The organism is Ruminiclostridium herbifermentans, assembly GCF_005473905.2.
Classification (GTDB): domain Bacteria; phylum Bacillota; class Clostridia; order Acetivibrionales; family DSM-1351; genus Ruminiclostridium; species Ruminiclostridium herbifermentans.
This window is the reverse complement of record NZ_CP061336.1, coordinates 2687081-2711406: the sequence shown is the minus strand read 5'-3', so window position 1 is coordinate 2711406 and position 24326 is coordinate 2687081. Positions and strand designations below refer to the sequence as shown.

The 24326-nt window shown below is 33.5% G+C and carries 12 protein-coding genes; 9 read left to right on the top strand and 3 right to left on the bottom strand.

All coding sequences use genetic code 11. From position 1 onward, the window contains the following. Positions 1 to 208 precede the first annotated feature (208 nt). Positions 209 to 1996, top strand: a complete 1788-nt coding sequence (locus EHE19_RS11105) for a dockerin type I domain-containing protein (protein ID WP_137695875.1) — start codon at positions 209 to 211, stop codon at positions 1994 to 1996. An 813-nt stretch (positions 1997 to 2809) separates the two neighbouring features. Here the strand turns inward: EHE19_RS11105 and EHE19_RS11100 are convergent. Continuing rightward, positions 2810 to 4669 carry a CotH kinase family protein gene (locus tag EHE19_RS11100; RefSeq protein WP_137695876.1) on the bottom strand — a complete coding sequence of 620 codons (1860 nt, stop codon included), beginning with the start codon at positions 4667 to 4669 and terminating at the stop codon, positions 2810 to 2812. 1149 nt (positions 4670 to 5818) lie between these two features. Here EHE19_RS11100 and EHE19_RS11095 point away from each other — a divergent pair. Continuing rightward, positions 5819 to 10840: an endo-1,4-beta-xylanase gene (locus EHE19_RS11095; RefSeq protein ID WP_137695877.1), complete on the top strand. Its 5022-nt coding sequence runs from the start codon at positions 5819 to 5821 to the stop codon at positions 10838 to 10840. Between the two features lie 609 nt (positions 10841 to 11449). On the opposite strand, the gene EHE19_RS11090 is transcribed toward EHE19_RS11095, so the two are convergent. Further along, complete coding sequence (locus EHE19_RS11090; RefSeq protein ID WP_171003468.1) at positions 11450 to 11764, bottom strand: hypothetical protein; 315 nt, start codon at positions 11762 to 11764, stop codon at positions 11450 to 11452. A gap of 520 nt (positions 11765 to 12284) precedes the next feature. Here EHE19_RS11090 and EHE19_RS11085 point away from each other — a divergent pair. The 3 genes from EHE19_RS11085 to crcB all read left to right on the top strand — a co-directional run bounded on the left by EHE19_RS11085 (position 12285) and on the right by crcB (position 15603). Beyond that, the gene (locus tag EHE19_RS11085; protein WP_137695878.1) at positions 12285 to 13535 is read left to right on the top strand and encodes a radical SAM protein; all 1251 of its coding nucleotides are present in this window, start codon (positions 12285 to 12287) and stop codon (positions 13533 to 13535) included. 456 nt (positions 13536 to 13991) lie between these two features. Further along, positions 13992 to 14621 carry a cohesin domain-containing protein gene (locus EHE19_RS11080; protein ID WP_171003469.1) on the top strand — a complete coding sequence of 210 codons (630 nt, stop codon included), beginning with the start codon at positions 13992 to 13994 and terminating at the stop codon, positions 14619 to 14621. Positions 14622 to 15222: 601 nt separating this feature from the next. Beyond that, entirely contained in the window at positions 15223 to 15603 is a 381-nt protein-coding gene (gene crcB / locus EHE19_RS11075) for a fluoride efflux transporter CrcB (RefSeq protein ID WP_137695880.1), read from the top strand. A gap of 527 nt (positions 15604 to 16130) precedes the next feature. On the opposite strand, the gene EHE19_RS11070 is transcribed toward crcB, so the two are convergent. After that, positions 16131 to 16610, bottom strand: a complete 480-nt coding sequence (locus EHE19_RS11070) for an acyl-CoA thioesterase (protein WP_137695881.1) — start codon at positions 16608 to 16610, stop codon at positions 16131 to 16133. A 459-nt stretch (positions 16611 to 17069) separates the two neighbouring features. Between EHE19_RS11070 and EHE19_RS11065 the strand changes: the two genes are divergently transcribed. The 4 genes from EHE19_RS11065 (at position 17070) to EHE19_RS11050 (ending at position 24259) form a co-directional block, all read left to right on the top strand. After that, a complete protein-coding gene (locus EHE19_RS11065; protein ID WP_137695882.1) occupies positions 17070 to 17444 on the top strand; it encodes a ribosomal maturation YjgA family protein in 375 nt (124 codons plus the stop codon). A gap of 254 nt (positions 17445 to 17698) precedes the next feature. Beyond that, a complete protein-coding gene (locus EHE19_RS11060; RefSeq protein WP_137695883.1) occupies positions 17699 to 19162 on the top strand; it encodes a serine hydrolase domain-containing protein in 1464 nt (487 codons plus the stop codon). Positions 19163 to 20093: 931 nt separating this feature from the next. After that, the gene (locus EHE19_RS11055; protein WP_137695884.1) at positions 20094 to 22295 is read left to right on the top strand and encodes a glycoside hydrolase family 9 protein; all 2202 of its coding nucleotides are present in this window, start codon (positions 20094 to 20096) and stop codon (positions 22293 to 22295) included. 371 nt (positions 22296 to 22666) lie between these two features. Next, positions 22667 to 24259: a dockerin type I domain-containing protein gene (locus EHE19_RS11050; protein WP_137695885.1), complete on the top strand. Its 1593-nt coding sequence runs from the start codon at positions 22667 to 22669 to the stop codon at positions 24257 to 24259. Positions 24260 to 24326: the final 67 nt, after the last annotated feature.

Here is a 24326-nt window from a genome sequence, read left to right as displayed (position 1 = left end):
GCTTTAAAGAAGTCCAAGAAAATTATATATTAATTTTAATAGTAGAATTTAGTTGGCAGATTTATCGCATAAAGAGGTATGTTATTTATAAAATAATAGCTTTTTATATGAAAGCTGATTGTAATTAAAAAAATTCAAGTATGAAAGATTATTTGATTATAAAAAGATTACTAATTTTTAAAAAAATAATTTATGTGAGGGAGAACTTATGTTGAAAAATAAAATATGCAAGTTTTTGTGTGCTGTCATTTTCACAACAACAATTGCCTGCAATACAAATGGATTTAATGCAACAGCGGCAACTGAATATAAGTTCGATTTTGGTGGTGGAGCAGTAGAGCCAGGATATATTGGTGTTAGTGCAACCACTGCTTACAGTGCTGCAAGAGGATATGGTTTTAATACTCCAGCAAATATGAAAAATGTAACAGCATCAGGCAGTGGGCTTACAAGTGATGCTGTTCAATTTTTGGCCTTTGGTACAAAAAGTACAAATACTTTTAACGTAGACTTGCCAAATGGACTCTATGAGATTGAAGTGACATTGGGAAATACTTCAAGAGCAAGTGTTGCTGCAGAAGGTGTGTTTCAAATTATTAATATGACTGGAAATTGTGCAAAGGATAAATTTCAAATTCCAATAACAGATGGGCAGTTAAATATATTGGTTACTGAAGGTAAAGAAGGAACAGCCTTTACACTAAGTGCTCTTACAATTAAAAAAATATCAGATAATGCAGTGACAAACAGAACTATATATGTAGGAGGAGACTCAACAGCCTGCAATTACTATCCAATAGACACTAGTGCACAAGCTGGATGGGGGCAAATGCTTCATAGGTTTATAGATACGAAAGAATTTCAAATAAGAAATATAGCTGCCAGTGGGCAGTGTGCAAGAGGCTTTAGGGATGATGGTCAGTTTGAAACAATCCTTAAATACATTAAGCCAGGAGATTACTTCTTATTAGAATTCGGAATAAACGATACAGCAGCAAAAAACAATACAACTGAGGCACAATTTAAAGAAATAATGAGAGATATGGTGAAACAAACAGTTGCAAAGGGTGCTACTATAATATTGGTAACTCCCCAGGGAAGATCAACAGATTTCAATTCCTCAAATGTACATAATTCTGAAGGCAGATATTATAGAAACTCCACACTTGCACTTGCAAGAGAAGAAAATGTTCCACTAGTAGACCTAAATGTTTTAAGTTCTAGATATTTCACAAGTATTGGGCCAAATGCAACCCTTTCCTTATTTATGAGTGGGGATGCTGTTCATCCTAATAGAGCAGGTGCAACTGAACTGGCACGTTTAATTGTTGAGGATATACAAAGGCAGGGTCTTTTCGATTCTAAAGAAAAGGACAAAGCTGGTGATTTAAATGGAGATGGAAATATTGATGCAATAGATTTTGCACTTATGAAGCAATTCTTACTCGGTGTAATTAGTGATTTCCCAGATGTAGATGACAAAATTGCTGCTGACCTTGATGGAGATGGCAACATAAATGCATTAGATTTTGCATTAATGAAAAAGTATCTTCTAGGAGCCATTACAGAATTTCCTGTAGATGAGGGAAATACAGAAATTTCAACAATATATCAGGCTGAAGATGCTTATATTTTCAACGGCGTAAAAGAGACAATTAACGGTGGCTTTATAGGGGAAGGTTATTGCAATTTAAACAATGATACAACAAGCTATATTGAATGGACTGTTAATGCTGAAAAGGCAGGTTTGTATAAACTAAAGTTTAGATATGCAAATGGTACAACGGCTGATCGTCCTATGAAAATAGAGGTTAATGGAAATACTGTAATCAGCAGTTTAAGCTTCTTTTCTACAGGAGTATGGACCACTTGGCAAGATGTAACTATAAATGCAAATCTTAATGCTGGTATAAATAAAATAAGAGCTTCTTCTATTGTAGCAACAGGAGGCCCTAATTTAGATTACCTAGAGGTAACAAATGTAACTAAACCTTAAGCAAAGTAATTTTCTGGTTGTGTAATATATATTTGAGAAGTACATGAGATATATTTTATACCAAAACTGGGGCTTTTCTGTGGCGTTAATACACAATCGAAATGGCAAAAGACAATTACAGTTAATACATTTGTGATGATATTGTATAAAAAAACAAGAAATACTATATAAATAGTACGCGAGTGCAATTATATATTAATGGATAAGCTTGAATAGAAATTGATGCTAGAAATAATAGGTGAAGAGCAAGTATTGTAGCCGACACAGCGAAAGTAAAGTAGCTGTGAGTATTAGCTCGAGACAGGATGTCGAGTGGTATACGTTCGGCGGAAGTGCTTGTTTCTCCACCGCACTATTTCAGCAGAAATTTCGTGAGCAAACCATTGATATATTGAATATGATATATTGAATAAAAAATAACAGTAACAAGACATTTGTCTGGTTACTGTATTTTTTTATATAAAACTATTTAAATATCTACTTTGCATGTAAGCCTGCTTTGAAACCCAAAAATTAAAGTGCTCTACAGGTATTGGTTAGAATATAATTTGCTTCTTTTGGCAATTGCCATGCGCAACAATTGCCAATGATATGTTAATAAATGAGTATACTCATCTTAAATTTAGTGGGTACTTATCCGGTACATAATGCAGATAACACATATATATGCTATCTGCATTATGGCAATTAACCATTCGAAGTTTCGGATGAAGAACTACACATAAAAACTACATATAAAGAACTACATCTGAAGCCATAAACTCAATATGTGTTAAAACCACATTTGTAAGAAACAAACTACTATTTATAACTCTAAAATCCCCATGGGTTAGTAGTTGTAGGCTTCCAACCAGATGTGTCTAGCCAAGCAGCTCTATTGATTACAAATCTTTGAAGAATATCTATCTGCTGCTCCCAAGTCTGTGTAGTTTGTGTTCCAAAACCACCTACCATAGAAGTGTTTAAGATATTCCATTTTTGGAAGTTACGCTTTGCACCGTTTGACAACGGACTTGATAACCTTTGTATCAATGCCTTCAAATTATTATCAGATAGAGGACCGCTGCGTAATGAACTCCAACGGGCTGCAATTTTTTGCTGGAAGCTTGGATCCTTCATTAATGTGTAGTACCAATCAACAGTCGAGTTTGTACCGAACATAGGTTGGAACTGCCATCCTTGTACATTAGAAGATCCTCCACCGCCCCAGCCAAAACCAGCGACACAATCAAAGCCAAGGTCAAAGTCCCAGAGAGGTCCGGCTTTTAGCTTTTGACCTCTGTCTTTAAATATTCTTGTACTACGCATGTATGAGTCACCTTGGCGTGCCATTTCATTTACGATTATATAATCTACAAATGAATCAACATCTATGTATGCAGGATAACCGGTATTTGGATCTGATGGGTTTGCACTGTGGATAGCATTGTGAGTTTTTTGAATGTAATTTGTTATCCAAGCAATTTGCTCAGGAAGAGCATCATCAGGCTCTGTAAGTTCAAGGTCAGACCATCCGTTACCTCTGATTAATGGAGGTTCTGCTGCCATCATATTGAACTGCATTAAGTAACCACCTGTAATATTTGGCTCAGTTAAATCTTCTTTTTTTAATTTCGCAATGTTTAGACGATCCTTGTCTATTTCTATTTTTTCAGTTAACAAGTAAACACCTTGGTAGTCGGAAGAAGATACCGGCTGATTATCAGTATTGATATATACCTCTACAAATGTATAGCCAGGTGTTTCTAATCCCATTATATTTCCAAGTTCATATGCTAAGGCATTACGGATAAGGGATTTATCCGGATATGGTGAAAGTAAACACCAGTCTCCATCTGCAGGGAGACCCATTATTGAATATTTTGCATCGTCACCTTTGTTATCCCAGAATTCGAGTCTATAAGGTGCCTTTTCAAAATTTGAGGAGGATTGTCCACGAATATGGTAGCCACCTCTTGTAGCAATTGTAGGAGCTTGCAATAATGAAGCTTGATTGTTTTTAGGCTCCATTACCATGATTGCAGCCTCTAAATAATCTTCTTTACCTGCTTTTCCAGCACCATAGGAATCAATAATTACAATAGGTAAATCATGAGTGGTATTTATTGAAGTGCATATATAAACTGCTGTACCCACCTTGCCACTTGCAGCTCCATTTACAAAAGCTTGAGCTCTTACTTGAGTGGTTTTTGTAAGCGTTAAAGGATTCTTATAAACTGGTGAATTAATTGTAGGAATGCTTCCATCAGTTGTATAACGTATTTCAGCATTTGAAATTTTTGTACTTAAAGATACTGAAATAGAGTTCTGGAAGGTTGAACCAGGAACAGAGAAAATTATATCTCCAAGCAATTTCTCAGCTTCAGTTTTCTTTCCTTCTTCTGTGCCTTTATCAGCTGGGAACTTATCAATTACCTTAAGTAAATATTGCTTCAATAATGAGTAATCAAGTGCATTAACAGAACCATCTGCATCTAAATCTGCAGCTTTAAGATCAGATAATTCAGTATTACCTAAAAGATGACCTTTCATTAAAGCAAAATCTATGGCATCTATTGCACCATCTTGGTTTAAATCACCGTAAAGTGTTGCTGCGGAGACTATTGTCATTGAAAAAACACTTGCAGCAAGTGCTATTACTAATGACAAAATTAGTAAGCGACTTCTTTTCATACAAAATTCCTCCTGTAATATTTAAGTTAACAATATGCTAGTGGATAAAAACTCAAAAAATATATTGATACAATTCAACATCAAATTATATTAATATTTGTGTTGCTGCATCAATAATGTAATTAATACGACGGATAAATAGGCCACTAAAGATAAGATTTTTCTATTTTCAAGGTGCAGAAAATTAACAACTATGATTAAAATATCAATTATATTACAATTATAACTTGTTTTTACGAAGCTTACAAATAGATATTGCAGCATATTATATGATTTTAGGGGTGTTTTATCAGCTATTGTTGGAAAGTGAATTTTATTGGTTATTATTGTAAGATCTTTAAATATAATAAAAACATACTATACAAGATATGATATTTTTTAGATTTCCCCAGAATAATAAGTCTTTAGTATTGCTGAATACAATTCATTATATATTTTCTACACTTGTTATCAAAACATTTATTGTTATAAGCTAATAGTAAAGTAAATAACGTTTATAAAAATCAAATGTCTCCATTACATTTCTAAACATATTAGTATTTTATATGTTTTGTATAGATTTATATATTGTGTATAGATTTATATTTATGATATAGTATTTCCTAAATTAATGGAAGTTTCCATATGCTTATTCTAATGGCTTTTAGGGAAATTATAGTATATTAAGAATGCTCAAATTAAAAGCATTTCTAAGTGTTGCAAAGTAAATTTACTAAAACTCTGCTTAATATATTTCCCTAAGAACATTTAGCAAGAAATCAAGAAGATAGATTAAATATCATAATTTAAATAGGTATCAATTTAATTGTATTGTTTGAAATAATAGCATATTATAATATACTATTATTTTGCACTTGGTTTGCCTAAATAGCATTTTGAGAAGAAATGCTTACTCTATTGTCTGCCACGCTAATACTGCCACTGATATTAGTGTTAGAATAGCTGCACTGTTGCAGTGGATAATAGTTATAAGCATATTATGGAGTAAGGATTTATACAAAGCTAAAATTTTTGTAAATTTGAAAAGGGGATTTCAGTCGATATATTATGTGTGTTTGAAAAGGGGATTCAGTCAATATTCAATATATCGGAGCTTTTTAGGCAAATACCAGTGCAATAAAACACATATCAAATTTAGGAGGTAGGAACATGTCAAAAAAACTAAGTCTGCTTTTGGTAATAGCGATAGTTTTAACATCATTATTACCAATGAGCATGTCAGATGTTCAAGCAGCAGATACTTTATTTGCTGAGGCTGGTGACACAAAAAAATATGATTTTGAAGATGGTTCTTCTCAAGGTTGGGAAGGATTAGTCAGCACTGTTGAAGTAGTTAATGATACAGTTGCGGCTAATAGTGGTTCGTATGGACTAAAGTCATCAAATTCTTCTGCAAATTGGCAAGGAGCAATGCTCAATATTACTTCATTTCCAGCAGGAAAATACAAGATTGAGGGTTATGTAAAGCTTGTGTCAGCAGAAAGAAGTGCTCTTAAGATAACCCACCAGCATACTGATAAAGGTGCAGATGGTGATGCTTATGATCAGCTTACAGCAAATGATAATGTTACTTCTAGCGAATGGACAAAGCTTGAGGGAACATTCACATTGTCTAAAATAATGGTTGCTAGCAGTATAAAAATTGAATCTGCTGATAGCAATAATACACCTGACTATTATCTTGATGACGTAACTTTCACATTAGTAAGTTTAGATAATTCAAAACCAGAAGCATCAAGTAATATAAAGAGTTATGAATATAATTTTGACAATGGAACAACACAAGGATGGAGTCCAAGAGGAGACGGTGTTAATGTTGCTGTTTCTGCAGAGGCAGCCACATCATTACCAAACAGTATAAAGGTAACAGGACGAAGTCAAAATTGGCATGGTGCAAGCATAAATGCTTTAGGAAAGTTGGACAAGGATGTAATTTACACAGTTACAGCAAAGGTTAAATCTATATGTGCATCAACAACACCTAGTGCAATTAGTTTAACAATGCAGCAAAAAGCAACAGCTGGCGGAGCAAGCACAGAATATAAACAGGTTGCTTCAACTGGCAGCATTAATGATAGTGAATGGCATGAAATTAAAGGTACATATTCATTTACTGAAGACATGGTAGATCAAACCTTGTACTTTGAAAGCAGTGACCCATATGATTCATTCTATATTGATGATATATATATTGCATCTCCAGGAGCTGGTGTACCTAATATAGGATTTGAAGACAAGACCACTCAGGGCTTTACATCAAGATTAGGTTGTAATGTTACAGTAACAAATGCTGATAAAAAAGCAGGAACATATAGTTTACTTGTTAGTGACAGAGAGGATGAAATTGACGGTCCTATTATTGATGTAAGTGGAAAAATGCTTCAGGGTTCAAAATATAATATTTCCACTTGGCTGAAAATAGCACCTGGCAGCGAACAATCAGGAATCATTGTTTCAATGGCTTATACTAAAGATGGTGACACAAAATATACTAATCTTTTTGGTTCTGTGAGCAATCCATTTGTTGTAACAGAAAGTGAAGGTTGGGTTAATCTTAATTTTGATTACTTAATGGCATATGATGCTGATGAAGTAAGCTTGTACATAGAATCAAGGGGAGATACAGCATCCTTCTACATTGATGATTTCTGTGTTACATATATACCACCTTCAGGAATACAGACTGATATTCCTTCATTAAAGGATGTATATGAAAAATATTTCGAAATGGGAGCATCAGTAGTACCTGGTGAGTATACTGGATCTTCAGGTGATTTGCTCAAGAAGCATTTTAATAGCATGGTAGCGGGAAATGATAATAAGCCAGAGTCAATATTACCTAATACATTCCTTGCCCTTGAGGACATCACAGAAGCAAATTTAAATTTAGATTTTTCAGATTATATTAAAGAATATACAGAAGCTAATAATTTGAAGTGGCGTTGGCACACCTTAGTATGGCATAGTCAGACACCTGACTGGCTCTTTACAGATGAAAACGGGAATGATTTAACAACAACAGATGAAAATGGAAATTTGGTTCTAATAGAGAAGGATCCTGTAAAGCAGGCTGCCAACAAAGAATTGGTGCTTAATAGATTGAAAGCTTATATAAAGCTGATAATTAATAGATATGGAGAATACATTGACTATTATGATGTGGTTAATGAGGTTATTGACCCAGCTGAGCCTGATGGAATGCGCAGAAGCAAGTGGTATGTAATAACTGGTAAGGATTATATCAAGGTAGCCTTTAAAACTGCAAAGGATGAATTATATGCAAAAGGCTATACTGGTAAGCTTTATATTAATGATTACAATACAGAACAACCTTCAAAACGTGATTTCTTATATAATCTTGTACAAGAGATAAATAAAGATGAACCTCTGATTGATGGTGTGGGTCATCAGTGCCATATAGGCCGTACTTCTCCATCTGTAAGTTCTATTATCGCTTCTATTGAGAAATTTGCAGATGCAGGTCTTGACAATCAGGTTACTGAACTTGATGTAAGTAACTATGATGACAGTGTAAGTGATTTCGCTAAGTCAACAGCTAATAAGGATGTTCCGGAAGAAGTACTTCTAGAACAAGGATATCGTTACAAGCAGCTATTTGAAGGACTTTTAGACATAGATAAGAAAAAAGATTGCATAAGCAGTGTTGCTATATGGGGAATTTCTGATGCTAATACATGGTTATCTACTTTCCCAATAACAAGACTGGAGAAACCGCTTCTTTTTGACACAAATCAACAAGCGAAATATGCATACTGGGGTGTTGTTTTGGCAAATCCAGAGTATAAAGAATATTCTGCAAATCTGCCAATTTTAATAAAGAATTTATCAACACCTAAAGGAACACCTAAGATTGATGGAAATAGCGAACTTCTTTGGGAATCAAATGCGCCAATTTCAGTGCAAGGTGATAATGGCTATATAGGTTCATTTAGAGTACGTTGGGATGAAAACAATCTATATGTATTTGCAGAGGTAACAGATGCTTCTACTAATAAGTCAGGTTCAATAGATGTATTTGTAAATGATACAAAAACAACCTTTGAACGCAAAAACTCAAATAGTAATTTTAAAACAGTTGAGACTGAAAAAGGTTATATTCTTGAAGCAAAAATCCCATTAACTTCGACTGTTGTTTTAGACGAAAAAGTTTCTTTTGATATTCGCTTTGTTGATGGAAATGGAAAAATGGTTTCATGGAATGATATAACAAATAATCAGGACACAAGCAAAGCCAATATTGGAAAATTAACTCTCAGTGAAGCCGTTAGTGCAACTGAAGCTATAAAAGGTACACCTACAATAGATGGTACTAAGGATAAAATATGGGATAATGCTAATGAGATTAGTGTTAATAAATTTATAACTGGAACATCAGGAGCAACTGCTGTAGCAAGAACTATGTGGGATGAAAACAAGCTTTATGTATATGCTGTAGTTACTGACGGCAGCTTGCATAAAGAAAGCAAGGATACATACCAGCAGGATTCTATTGAAATATTTGTTGACCAAAAAAATGATAAGACTGACATTTATGGTGATGATGACGGTCAATATAGAATTAATTTTGACAATGAGCAGAGCTTTGGAAGTAACCCTGGAGGAAGCGCTCTTACATCAGCAGCAATTGTTACTGAAACAGGTTATATTGTAGAAGCTGCTATTGACTTAGATAAGATTGATGCTAAAGAAGGAACTGTTATTGGTTTTGACCTACAAGTTAATAATTCAGATAACAGCAATGGTATAAGAGACAGTGTTGCTATTTGGAATGATATTTCAGGTAATAGCTGGTCTAGTTTGGTTAAAATAGGTGTTGTAAAATTAGTGTCAACAAAAGGCTCAAATACTGACAATGGTTCTGGTTCAGGTTCTAACTCAGGCTCCGGTTCTGGCACTGGCACGACACCAAATGATGATAAAATTAAAATCAATGGCAAGAATGATAAATTTGCAAAAATAATATCAGAAGTTATAAAAGGCAAAAAACATACTATACTTGAGATAATAGAAGATGAAATTAGTAAAATTCTCAAAGACAATATTTTGACTATTACTATTGATGTTAAAAATGGTTCTAATATTGTTGAAGGCAGGTTTGAAGGTGTAACCTTCAAAGAACTGAAAACAAAAAATGCTGTACTGCAAATTAATACTGAAAATGGAACCTACATTCTTCCTGCTTCAAAAATTGACATTGAAAAAATAGCGTTAGCGTTGGGTTCAGATTTAAAGGACATAACTATAAGTATTAAAATCGCAGAGTCATCTGATGAGAAAATTGCTTTAGCCGAAGAGAATGCTAAAAAGAATAAGTATAAGCTTGTGGCAAAGCCTATAGAGTTTGAAATTACAGTGACTAATGGAGATAAGACTATTGATGTATCAAAATTTGACAGCTTTATTGAGAGATTGATAGCAATTCCTGATGATATTAACCCAAAAGAAATTTCTACAGCTGTTATAATTAATACAGATGGTAGCTTCTCTCATATTCCAACCTCAATAGTATATATTGATGGTAAGTATTATGCTAAGATAAAGAGCATGACAAATAGTACATATGCTGTAATTGCTAATAACAAAGCTTACAGTGATGTAGAGAAGCATTGGTCAAAGGATGCAGTAAATGTAGTTACTTCAAGACTTATTTTGAGCGGTACTGTGGGTGATAAATTTGAACCTAATTTAAGTATTAACAGAGGCGAGTTTGTTGACTCAGTTGTAAAGGCTTTAGGTCTATATAGAAGTGGTGCAGGAGTGGATAGCTTCATTGATGTGACAAAAGCTTCTGCATACTATGATTCAATAAGTATAGCTTATGAATATGGTTTAGTATCTGGCTATGCAGACAATTCATTTAAACCAAACAGCAAAATTACTCGTCAAGAAGCTTTAGTAATTGTTGCAAAGGCTATGAAACTTGCTGGAATAAAAACTGATTTAAATGAAAATGAATTAAACAACATATTAAGCAGTTTTAAGGATTCTAACAAGGTATCAAGCTGGTCAAAGATGGCTATTGCTGCTTGTATAAAGAATAATATAATATCTGGTACAAATACAAAAATGATTGAACCTCAAAGCAATATTACCCGTGGAGAGGTAGCATCAATCATTAATAAGATTTTGAAAAACTCAGGCTTAATTTAATAAAAAAACTGCTTGCCGAATTATTTAGCAGGCGTTAAAACTGTAGGCTGCTGCGTGAAAACGCAGCAGCCTACAGTTTTTTAACTATCTATATTAATAAAAGTTAGTGGGGGATACACTTTTCTTAACCAAAACTATTTCAACCCCCAAATTTTTAAATTTTAAGACTTTTTAAATCTAAGACTTATCAAATCCAAGACTTTTTAAATCTATGACTTTTAAAATCCAAACCTTTTCAAACTGAAAAGAAACTAACCAATGCTGAACGAAATATTTCTAGTTTTTATAAGCCCAATGACCAAGGTAACTTTTTCTGGTTTATCAATGAAAGCAGATAAAAATCATATAAAAATCTGATAATTAAAACTACAGAACTATGAACCGAATCATTGATGTGTAACTACATAACTGCCTCATGAATATGATATAGGGTAACATAAAATAATATTTATCTTGTATGATTGGAGAGATGATTAATGTATGATAATGATGACATGAGGCCAGTTTACAGACCGGAAATTGTAGATTGGTGTGATGACGGTGAATATGAAGATTCCTATTCGGAAGATGATTATTATGATGAATCCGATGTTCGTGAACCAATTATAATTATTCCTTGTCCACCGTTGCCAGGCTGTTCTCCTCAGCAATGCAGACCATGTCCACCAAGCCAATGCAGGCCGTGTCCACCAAATCAATGTAGGCCATGCCCACCAAGCCAATGCAGACCATGTCCACCAAACCAATGTAGGCCATGTCCACCAAGCCAATGCAGACCATGTCCGCCAAACCAATGTAGGCCATGTCCGCCAAACCAATGCAGGCCATGCCCGCCAAGCCAGTGCAGACCATGCCCTCCAAGTCAATGTAGGCCATGTCCGCCAAGCCAGTGCAGGCCATGTCCACCAAGCCAATGCAGACCATGTCCTCCAAGTCAGTGTCTGCCTAATTGTGCTCCATAAAGTATATTTAACATAGTACACAGCTTAAACGCATGTATACTATACATCAGATTTTATGAAGCAAATTTAAAAGAACTTTCGCACATGGAACTATTGTGCAGGAAAATTATAAAGTTCTGTTATAAAAATAACTAAAATATAGCTGGTGCTTATATGGTGCACTTTAAAGTTTCAAAAATGCAATTGGTTGCTGAAGTGAGAGTACTAGTAAATTGGTATTATAATTTTATCCTGCAAGGTTCCTAAAATAATTAGAAATACATTAACTTAATTTTAAGCCGTTATATAAATTCTCATTTGATAAGGTCTGACACCTATAATTTCAATTGAGAAAGTTGATTTTAAAATTTAACAAATAGTGTACTTTCAGAAGCAAATGAATGATTCAAGTTTTCATGTAATAAACATAGGATTCAGTTTTTAGAATAATGAGAGTGAAAGGGGGAGGTTCACTCTCAAAATAATTATTGGGGGGAGATAACTTGTATTATAGGCTGAATGCACATTGCCAATTGGTAAAGGGAGCTTGTAGAGGTGCAATTTATGATTTTAAATCGGGTAAGGTTTTTTCAATTAATCCTGATGCGCTGCAGCTATTAGAGAAATGTCAAGGAGAACCTATCGATGAGGTAATTGATATAAAGCTGCCAGAAAATAAAAATGTGTTGGAATTTATAGATCAATTAACATATAGAGGACTAGGAGCAATCTACATCAATAAACCTGAAGATAAATCAATGAAGAATACAGAAGCTGAAGAACAGAGGCTGTCTTTTTTATGGCTTGAACTTACTTCAAAGTGCAATAATAAATGCCTACATTGTTATAGTTCTAGTGATGCCTGCAGAAATGATGATAAGGTACCCCATGAGAGATGGATGTCTTTAATTAGTGAAGCTCGCAAAGAAGGGGCTACCTCAATACAGCTTATTGGTGGAGAGCCGCTGCTTTATCCGAAGTGGAGGGAACTTGTAATTAAGGCAAATGAAGAAGGATATGAGTTTATTGAAATATATACAAATGCAACTCTAATTGATCAATCTTGTATAGATTTTTTTAAGCAGCAAAATGTGAATATTGCAACAACCATTTACGCTGATAATGCTGAGGTACATGACCAAGTAACACTACATTCAGGCAGCTTTAATAAAACAATGAGTGCCGTCAGAAAAATTTTAGATGCAGGTATTCCTATTCGTATTGCTTCAATTATTATGAAAACAAACGAAAATGAGGCTGATAATATATTGAAATTATTAGAAGATTTAGGCCTGCCCGCTACTAAGCTAGATGTTGTTCGTCCTACTGGAAGAGGGGATGATGAGAAGCTTTTGCCTACTAAATACAAAAATCCTAAAATAAGACCTCCTTTCTATACAAGTGCTGAGGAATTTTGGAAAGCACATAAATACCATAGCTGTCTAGCTGGGAAAATTGCAGTGAGCTCAACAGGAGATGTTTTTCCTTGTATATTTGCTCGTAATGAAATTTGCGGGAATATACTTGATTCTTCATTAAGTGAGATACTTAACGGGTCTGATCTTCAGAAGTGTTGGAATACTACAAAGGATGACGTGAAAAAATGTAAGGATTGTGAATACCGATATGCATGCTATGATTGCAGACCTATTGCTCAGTCAAATGATTGCAACAAGGACTGGTATGCTAGCACAGTAGAATGTGCATATAATCCTTACACAGGGGTTTGGCAAGATGATGATTCAACTGAATGAAAAACTATATAAATGGGTTGTTAAATCAACAATTTATGTACACAGATAATTAGTGCGAGAAATAGTACTAAGTAGTAATATATTTATTTGCGAAACTCGGTCAGAAATTGATTTTATAAATAATAGGTGAAGACCCCCTTTATTTGTTAAACTTACCAATGGATTGTTAACAAAAGACTAACTTATTTCATAAAACTAAAAGTCAGAGATATGTCTGGCTTTTTGTTTTATATATCATGGTGGCTTTGGAGATTCATGTAATATTTAAAAACAATCTGTTACTTTTAGTAAAAAGTATGGTATAATTAATTAACTCAATTTTTTAGAAAGTTGGTCGACCTCATACAATTTCTGTCAAAGAATGTATATTTCCTTGATTTCTTGCATGAAATATTGTGCATGGATTTTAGGATTGCATTTGAAAAAATTGAGAAAAAACTATATAGGGTGGTTATAATGAAAAGAATTGTATTGACCGTAGCAGTGATGGTTGTAGTAATTTTCAGCTTGATACTGATTCCACCAATTGCAATGGATATACAAATGCCAGCGAAGGTTCTTAATGAATCATCACAAACTATTTCCAATGAACAATTGGGCACAAATTCAAGTGGAAAAGTTAGTACACAAGAAAGCGCAGCAAAGGTTAAATCTAATTCACCTGCACTGTCTATAACTGTTGGTGATGCTTCTGGTAAAAAAGGAAGTACTGTTTCTATTCCAGTAAACTTTAAAGATGTTTCAAAAGTTGGTGATGTAGGAACTTGTAATTTTTACTTAAAGTATGATACCAATGTACTTAAAGCAGAATCAATTACAGCTGGAAAAATAATTTCTAATCCAAAAGTAAACTTTTCTAGTTCCATCGATGAAAAGAATGGTAAAATAAGCGTATTATTTCTTGATGACACAGTTGGAAATCAGCTAATTAACAAAGATGGTACGTTTGCAACAATAACTTTTAAAATAGTTGGTTCAAGCGGAAACACCAAAATTCAATTTACAGATGGTGGAGCTGTTGGAAATGGTAAAATGCTGAAGATAGACAATGTAACCCGTACTGATGGCACTATTAAAGTTAAGTAGATATATGAAGTTTATCAAATGCTTAAATTCAATTGCTTATTTAAAGTTCAATACTTAAAATATATAATTACATATAATGATAATTTAGTCAGCCTTTTTATTAATCAAACATTAAAAGCCGGTTTATAAGTGTGTTTTTCTTATAAGCCGGCTTATAATAATATTATCGACCTTTGCAATTGAATATAATGCTTAAGGCACATATGAACTCAAAAACTCATTTAAGAAAATAAGAAAAACCACCCACATTGGCGAAAACTACTTGTGTTATAATTGACTGAAAAGTACAACATGTAAGCAATAACTATATTTTTGAGTTGTTTTTTCAATAAGCCATAATAAACCAATAATGATTCTGCCTTACCAAGATTCATATGTGCGAAGTTTGGTAATACTCATTTAATCAGAATAAGATATACTTTTGATTGAAAATGGGCTTGAAGATAATAATTTATACGGTCAATCTTTGTTAAGAAGCACAAGAGATAAAGTAAAAGAGTTAAAATAAATATAAGAATAAAAAATAATTAATTTGTATTCCAAATACACAAAAAAATAAAATAATAAGCATATTTTATAATAATACAGAAGGAGTTACAACATGCTAAATTCGTTTGTGGTGGGCTGCGGAGGATTTATAGGCGCTGCCTCAAGATATTTGCTCTCATTATTAATTAATAGATATAATACTAGTACTTTTCCTGTTTCTACACTTATAATTAATATACTTGGTTCTTTTTTGATAGGTTTGTTGGTCGAAATATTAGCCGTTCAAAATCCAAATAATAAGAAATTACTGTTGTTTTTAACTACAGGAATATTAGGTGGGTTTACTACTTTCTCAACCTTTAGTCTAGAGACAATAAACCTATATCAAAATGGAAATACATTTCTTGCAATTCTTAATGTTGTTTTAAGCATTTTATTTTGCTTAGCAGGTGTAGTATTAGGTAAGGTTCTTGCAAGGGTGATAATTTCTTAATAATGAATGATTGTGTTATTACGCAAGCTTTATGTGATTTAATTGGGTAATACTATTAATTATAATGTGATTTACAAAATTAATAACATTCCTTTGTCATTTATATCATAGAAAATGAGATAAAGGGAACTGATTGAATAAGAATTATAAAAATGTAAATGCTATTATTTCCTAAATAGTTATGATAAAATCATGTGTTTTTAAGGATGCATTTGTTTATACAGAAAGTTTCTTTGAAAGAAAATTTGTTAAAAATTTTAGTTATTTGACGAAGCTGTGTTTGACTAAATAAATTGAGGAATGCCTGCAAATTTCATATGCGAAATGTTGTGTTAATAATAATTGCATATGGAGGCAATCCTCAATTGTTAAATGAAATGTACATTATTGGGCTTAAGCCGAAAACCAATATATTTAACAGTTAAATTATGTTTAAACATATAATTTAACATATTTTCAGTATTGCTTAAAGCTTGACCAAGACTTTTTATAAGATAAAGAGACCAAGCATAAGCAAACGTAAAGAGTTAGTATGCTTCAAGTCTTCTTTGTTTTCTAAGTTCTCTGCGCTTTTCACCAGCTTCCCATTCAAGTCTTTCTTCATCTGTTTCAAGTATAAGACCGGGAACACGAACTGGATTATCATTTTCGTCTAATGCTACTAAAACCAAATATGCTCTATTAATCATCTGTCTTACGCCGTTTAGCTTTTCGACATAAGTAGTTACACGGACTTCCATAGAGGTAGTACCAACATATGTTACTTGGCCGCTTAAAAAGATAGTGCTGTTTATATATGCTGCTGCTTTAAATTGCAGATTATCTACTGAAGCAGTAGTTACATTACAGCCTGAATGTCTTCTGGCTACTACTGCAGCAACAACATCAATCCATTCCATTAGCTTTCCTCCAAAGAGGCGGTTAAAGCCATTTATGTGTTCGGGCATAAGTATTTGTATCTGCTCGGTCTTAGAATCCGATACTTTTTTATATACTAATTTATCCATTAAATTATACCTCCTTAGATTGATGCAATTTATATGTATAAAGTATTAATTTATTCTCGTTTACGAACTATGTCTATTGTTTCTTAAAATATTAATACTATTTTATTAATGATTATGCTTGTTAATATTATAACTCAAAAATATTATTTGTATATAGTGAAGGAAATGAAAAGAAGAAGTTAACTTGATAACTTATTCTGGTAAAAGTCCATTAGAACTCTAATCCACAAGATTATTCGTATAATTATTTATAAAGAACTATCTATTTATATGCAATTTCTGCTAAGAAGGCGGAGCAAAATTATATAATTATAATTTTATTACATTTTGTTTTTTTGGCTCAAAATAAATGGTGTTGAAGGGAGCAAAAGTGATACAATATATATGGTAATTGTCAATAAAATCTAATATTTAGTCGACAGTAATTGACTTCAAGAAAAGCTGTAAAGGAGATGCATAGTGAAAATAAATAAGAAATATTTGTTTGCTTTTATTTGCTTATTGATAATTGAAATTATAATTGCTTTATTTGTGCATGACAAAATTATTAGACCATATTTTGGTGATTTTTTGGTGGTAATTTTATTGTACACAATGATAAGGGCCTTTATTGGAAAACCAATAAAGCACTTGCCCTTATACATATTCCTTTTTGCTTTTGTTGTTGAAATGGCACAATATTTTCGAATTATAGATATACTAAACCTCCGTGATAATAAATTTGCTGCCACAATTATGGGTACTTCCTTTGATATAAAAGATATTCTCTGCTATTTGGCGGGGACTATAGCTTTGATTATTTGGGAGAGGTGGGAGTTAACATTGAAATGTTAGGTATCCAGTAGTTTAAACGGTAAAATTTTAGACACCTCGTTAACATGCATTGTTAGGTATAAAAGTTAATCAGGTGACTGTATTATTTGTGTTTATCGTATTTTAATGTTTGTAACAGGATTATTGAAGGAAATAATAAATAATTACATTAATATCCGCTACATAGGGTTATTTTAATGAATAAAAACAGAAATACGAGATTTTTTATTAGGAATACAGTATGAGTTTAATAAATTATATAAAGGAGATTGATTATGGAAAACAAGAAGTTACTACGGGCAAAACCTTACGAAATGGGAGTAGATCCAAAGGCTATTTTAAATTTTATTAACGTGTTGGAAGAGAAGCAGCTCTCTATTCATTCATTTATGTTGATGCGTCATAACAAGGTTGTGGCTGAAGGCTGGTGGAAACCGTTCAAGCCCGAATATAATCATGAACTTTATTCCTTAAGCAAAAGCTTTACCTCAATAGCAATTGGATTTGCTGTTCAGGAAGGGTTACTCACTGTTGAAGACTATGTAGTATCTTATTTTAAAGACAAATTGCCATGCCAACCATGTGAAAACATGAAGAAAATGAAGATTAAGCATTTGCTGAATATGTGTACTGGTCATTCAGTAGAGCCAGATATTATGAAAGAAGGCCAGGATTGGGTATATTTGTTTTTGACTTCATATGTTGATTGTGAACCTGGAAGCATATTCGTTTATAATACTCCAGCAACCTATATGCTGTCAGCAATCCTTCAAAAAATTACAGGGATAACTTTATATGATTATTTACAGCCTAGACTATTTGAGCCTCTGGGTATTTCTAATGTCTGGTGGGAATTATGCCCAAAAGGTATAAGTACAGGGGGATTTGGTCTGAATGCAAAAACAGAGGATGTTGCTAAATTTGGTACGTTCTTATTAAATAATGGAGTATGGGAAGGAAAACAACTTTTAAATTCTGAATGGATTAAAAAAGCGTCATCAAAGGTTATTGAGTCTCTGTCAAATCCAGAAACTGCTGACCAATGGCCTAAAGACTGGATTCAAGGGTATGGATATCAATTCTGGCGTTGTCAGCCAGAGGGTGTTTATCGTGCAGACGGTGCTTTCGGACAATTTTGTATTGTAATGCCAAATCAAGATGCAATATTAGCTATGCAGTCAGGTGAAGAGGATACTCAAACTATTTTAAGCTGTGTATGGGATATATTATTACCTGCAATGAAGGATGATATTTCAAAGGATACAGTTCCAGAAGACAAAGAAAGTCAGATGGCCTTAGAAGAGAAATTGTCCAGCTTAATATACAAAGCACCGGCGGGAGAAGCAACGTCACCAATAGCTGATAAAGTTTCAAGAAGAGAATATGAAGTATCTGAAAACCCGATTAAGCTTACAAAGATAATTTTTGATTTTGCTGATACAAATAAAGTTACAATGACATTAGGAAATGAGAGTTATACGGCAGAAATTGGTTATCAAAAATGGATTGACAATCAAGCAGGTCTTAATAAAGAAGATAAAAAAGTATTTCTGCAATATAATGATATATCTTGCGCAGGTGCATGGATAAAGGAAGATACTTTCAGGTTTGAAACTCTGTTTACTAGAATTCCAACAAAAGAGATTTTTGAAATAAGATTCCATGAAAAAGGAATTTCAATGTCCTTTGAAAGTAAAAACAACTTTTCTGCTATAAAATGCAATATGATGGGGTGGTAATAACTGTAGAAGCAGTTATTACTATATAACATATTAACCTAGCTTTTTGTAACTCATAATTATCAATGATATTAAATTGCTAGAATTTGTAAGTGCAAGAAACTAGCATTATTCATACAAGTAGCTTTGCTGCTGTACACATTCACAATCGTGGTTCCTGTAACCGGTATTCTGTAGGCTTTACGACAAGTAAACTATTAATGCTGTGTGATTGGCCTAAATAATTAGAGAGTAGTTTTGCTTGCTTACTTTGCTTGAGGATGCTTAAAAACAACATTTTTTGTATTGCGATGTCTTATTAAGAAATAGTACTAAGCAGTAATATATAATTCAGAAGTTCAGTTAGAAATTGATGCTAGAAATAGTGGGTGAAGAAAAAACATTGTAGCCGATACAGCGGAAGTAAGTAGCTGTGAGTATTGACCCGAGACAGGATGTCTTGATGATACGGTCGGTGGAAGTGCTTGTTCTTCACCTTAATTATTTCAACGTCAATTTTAGGAGAGAACTATACATATATTGTTTAGGAGTATTATTTAAGTAGTTTACTGCTAACATATACTATTTTTTGCTTTGCTCTTTTTAGTACATAAGTTTGTTAGTATAAGAGCGTGAAAAAATACTTTTTTTGACATGCTTTCTAACGATATTATTGTCATCAAAAAGATTATTTTTCTATGAAATTAAATTGGGTTAATGTTATGGCATTTTTTACTAAGAAGCTTTAAATACAGTAAAATTGGCCTGTACAGAATTCCTGCTGCATTGTATAATTAAATAGTAAATTAATAATGATTTACAGTAGAAGAATATTATGACTAAAGTCAATTTGTTAAGCTTTCACACAATTATGTTTTTTAATAACAAAGTTTTCTATGATAATACAATTTTTGCAATAAAAAATAAAATAAAAAAAGGGGAGATAATAATTATGGGGAAAATGAAATGTGATATTTCACACAAGAAGTTTTTCCGGTCAACAGCTTTAGTACTTGTGACTTCTTTGTTGTTGACATTATTTGCTTATGTTCCAGAAACACAATCTGCTAGCTCACCACGTACTGGAGGCTCTTACTACAATTATGGTGAAGCAATGCAAAAAGCTATTCTTTTCTACAAGGCCAATCGACTTGGAGACTTACCTGATGACTATATCTTGCCTTATCGAGCTGATGCTGCTATGGATGATGGCAAAGATGTTGGTCTGGATTTAACAGGAGGTTGGGCTGACGCAGGAGATGGTATTAAATTTACTCACCCTATGTCATATGCCGCAGGTCAATTAGGATGGGCAGTGTATGAATATCGTGATGCTTTTGAAAGGTCAGGACAAATAGACGACATTTTAGATGAAATAAAATGGGCTACTGACTTCTTTATCAAAGCAAATCCAAGTCCTGAAGTTTTATATTACATGTGTGGATATGAAGCGTCTGACCACTCTGTTTGGGTACCACATGAAATGCTGGATTATATGACAGACAGAAAATCCTTTGTACTTAATGCTCAAACTCCAGGGTCTGATGTTGCAGGTTCCACAGCAGCAGCTTTAGCTATTGCATCTCTTATCTTTGAAAAAACTGATCCAGAATATGCAGAAAAATGTTTAAAACATGCTAAGCAATGTTTTGCTTTTGGTGATAAATATAGAGGAAAAAATCCTCTTGATACTTTGTATCCATCAGGCGGTTATATTGATGATTTAGCTTGGGGTGCTATTTGGCTGTACATAAAGACTAATGATTCTACTTATCTTGATAAAGCTAAAGAACTATTGCCACCAACAAAATTAGGAGGCGGACATACTCACTGCTGGGATGATGTTAGCTACGGTGCAGGACTTAAGCTTGCACAGTTAACAAAAGATCCTGAATACATAAAGGTTGTTGAAAAGAACTTAGATTCTTGGATGCCAGATGGAAGTATTACATATACTCCAGGAGGTTTGGCTTGGCTTTCACAGTGGGGTTCTTTACGTTATGCTACAACAGCAGCCTTTTTAGCATTTGTATGGTCTGATGATGATACTGTATGTACACCATCTAAAAAACAGAAATACCATGATTTTGCTGAAAGACAAGTAAACTACGCATTAGGAGATAATCCACGCGGCGGTAGCTATGTAGTTGGATTTGGTGAAAATGCACCAGTTCATCCACATCATAGGACTGCTCATGGTTCTTGGACAAGCCAGCTTGAAACACCTAGCTTCCATAGACATATTCTATATGGTGCATTAGTTGGAGGACCTGGCTCAGATGACAGCTGGAAAGATGATATCAAGGATTACATGCTCAATGAAGTTGCAACTGATTATAATGCAGGTTTTGTTGGTTCATTAGCTAAAATGTATGATATGTATGGGGGAGACCCTCTTGAAAATTGGCCACAGCCTGAAGATTTTAGAGATCCTCAGGATGATATAGTAGAGTATTTCTGCCGTGGATGGATAATTTATGAAGGTTATGGTACAACAAATATCATGTTCCAGATTAACAACCGTTCTGCATGGCCACCTACTATGAAAGATAAACTTTCAGTTCGTTATTATATGGATCTTTCAGAATTGTTTGAGGCTGGTAAAGGCTTAGATGATGTTGAATTAAAGCTATTAGATCATCAGGGCGCAAAACTGATTGGTTTAAAGCAATACAAAGATAATATCTACTACTTTACTGTAGATTTTACTGGAACAAGGATTATGCCTACTGAGTGGGAAATGTGCGAAAAAGATGCCACTGTACAAATAAAGTATAAAGATATGAATATAGGTTCAAATGACAATGACTGGTCTTATCAGAATTTAAGTGGTCCACCAGATTACAAAGCTACTTCTTTTGCAGGCTTAACACCATATATACCTGTATATGACGATGGAAAACTCTTATGGGGAGAAGAGCCAGAAGGTGGTACACCTACACCTGAAATTAAGTACGGTGACCTAAATGAAGATAACAGCATTGATGCTATTGACTTTGCATTGCTGAAAAAAATACTATTAGGGGATAAGCCTGATAATGTGAACTTATCAGCAGCAGATTTAAATGTTGATGGTGAAGTTAATGCCATAGACTTTGCAATTTTAAAAAGCTACTTAATTGGAAATATTGATTCATTACCTAAAAAATCTTAATACAAAATTAAATATATAGTCAATTTAAACAAGCATTAAAGCAAGTTTATCTGGTGTATTGCAAATCAAAAGGAATATCTATTCAAAATATGTACAGATATTCCTTTTGGTAACGGCTTATTTATTAATTGAATTAACAAAACAGCTTTGGATTCTAGGTATCCATAAACCTAAATAAATTATAAAGGGGTGAAATCAGACTAAAAATTTTAAAGTAAGTTGCGTGTAATGCGAAAGCATTGCTAGTACCTTTGATTAGCCACACTTTTATTATGAGGTGTGCTAATAAACAAAAGATTATTTAATTTGATATTTCAGGGGATTGCAGTAATTTTGAGTAATACTAATAATTTAAACAGGGGGATTTCATTATGAAAAAAACAACTCGTTTAATCAGTCTTGCTATTGTTTTGACGCTGCTATTAACAATGCTAGTACCTACAAATTTGTATGCAGCTTCCACAGTTACTCTTGATTGGAACAAAGAGTATCAAGTTATTGATGGCTTTGGTGTATCAGAAGCTTTTCATCAATCAAATAACATTGCTCTTTTAGGAGAGACTAAACAAAAGGAAATATACGACTTACTATTTTCAACAGAAAAAGGAGCAGGTTTTTCAATATTCCGTTCAATTTTAGGTGATGGCGGTACATGGGGAGGTGCACAGGACGGACCAAACAAGACTATGCAGCCTTCTGCTAATACTTGGGACTGGAATGAAAAAAACGATGACCAAATACCTATGTATAGAACCATTCAGGAAGAATATGGTGTTGATAAATTGCTTTATACAGTATGGAGCCCACCAGCATGGATGAAAACAAATGGTTCAGTTGTAGGAGGATCTCTTAGATCAGATATGTATCAGGCTTATGCTACATATTTAGCAGAAAATATAAAAAACTACAAATCAAAATTTGGTATTGAGATTACTCATATAGGAATTCAAAATGAACCTGACCTTGAAACTTCGTACTCTTCATGTAAATGGACAGCTGCTCAGTTCAAAACATTTATGAAAGACTATTTGGTTCCTACCTTTGATAAGGAAGGTATAACAGCAAAGGTTGTTATGAGCGAAAACTCACAATTTAATGAATCATATGCTGTAGACTGCTTAAATGATCCTGTTGCTGTTACAAGGACAGATATTGTGGGCGTACATAATTATGGTAATTATTATAATACACTTCCAACTACTAAGGCAAAGGGAAAAGGAATTTGGATGACAGAAGTGTCTGATTTGAATGGTAATGATCTTACAATTAATGATGGCTTGAAATGGGCAAAACAGGTCTATGATTTTATGACTGTAACTCAAGGAAATGCTTGGATGTATTGGTGGGGTGCGTGCTACAAAACATGGAACGGCGAAGGCCTAATACAAATGGACATGAACTCAAAAAATTACAAGGTTGGTAAAAGATTATTTACCATTGGACAGTATTCAAGATTTGTAAGACCAGGATGGGTTAGATTTGACGCTACCAAAAATCCAGTGTCAGGTGTTTATGTAACTGCGTACAAGGATCCAGTGACAGGAAAATTTGCAGTAGTTGCTTTGAATGATGGTTCATCTAGTCAATCTATATCCTATAATCTACAAGGCTTTGAAGCTGATTCTGTTATACCATATACAACTTCTGCATCACAAGATTTAGCTGCAGGTTCAAAGATATCAATAAGCGGAAATAGCTTTACAGCTACAATACCAGCAAAATCAGTTGTTACATTTGTTGGAGAGACTAATGCAGGGGTTTACGGAGATGTTAATGGTGATAACATTGTGGATGCTATCGACTTTGCTATTATCAAGCAATATCTTATGGGTCAAATAAGCACATTCCCAGGAAAGAATGGAATGAAGCTAGCTGATGTTAATAATGACGGAAGTGTAGATGCTATTGACTTTGCAACAGTTAAGATGTTCTTGCTTGGCAATATTAGCAAGCTGCCTGTTTAGTAGAATTATTATTAAGATAGTATTTAATAAATAATTACTAGATTAAAATATTTAGTAAGAGGGGTTT

Bases quoted from the DNA above. Each gene is read 5' to 3' on its own strand.
- EHE19_RS11105 (WP_137695875.1), top strand. From the start codon at position 209: ATGTTGAAAAATAAAATATGCAAGTTTTTGTGTGCTGTCATTTTCACA.
- EHE19_RS11100 (WP_137695876.1), bottom strand. From the start codon at position 4,669: ATGAAAAGAAGTCGCTTACTAATTTTGTCATTAGTAATAGCACTTGCT.
- EHE19_RS11095 (WP_137695877.1), top strand. From the start codon at position 5,819: ATGTCAAAAAAACTAAGTCTGCTTTTGGTAATAGCGATAGTTTTAACA.
- EHE19_RS11090 (WP_171003468.1), bottom strand. From the start codon at position 11,764: ATGGTCTGCATTGGCTTGGTGGACATGGCCTGCACTGGCTTGGCGGAC.
- EHE19_RS11080 (WP_171003469.1), top strand. From the start codon at position 13,992: ATGAAAAGAATTGTATTGACCGTAGCAGTGATGGTTGTAGTAATTTTC.
- crcB (WP_137695880.1), top strand. From the start codon at position 15,223: ATGCTAAATTCGTTTGTGGTGGGCTGCGGAGGATTTATAGGCGCTGCC.
- EHE19_RS11070 (WP_137695881.1), bottom strand. From the start codon at position 16,610: ATGGATAAATTAGTATATAAAAAAGTATCGGATTCTAAGACCGAGCAG.
- EHE19_RS11060 (WP_137695883.1), top strand. From the start codon at position 17,699: ATGGAAAACAAGAAGTTACTACGGGCAAAACCTTACGAAATGGGAGTA.
- EHE19_RS11055 (WP_137695884.1), top strand. From the start codon at position 20,094: ATGGGGAAAATGAAATGTGATATTTCACACAAGAAGTTTTTCCGGTCA.
- EHE19_RS11050 (WP_137695885.1), top strand. From the start codon at position 22,667: ATGAAAAAAACAACTCGTTTAATCAGTCTTGCTATTGTTTTGACGCTG.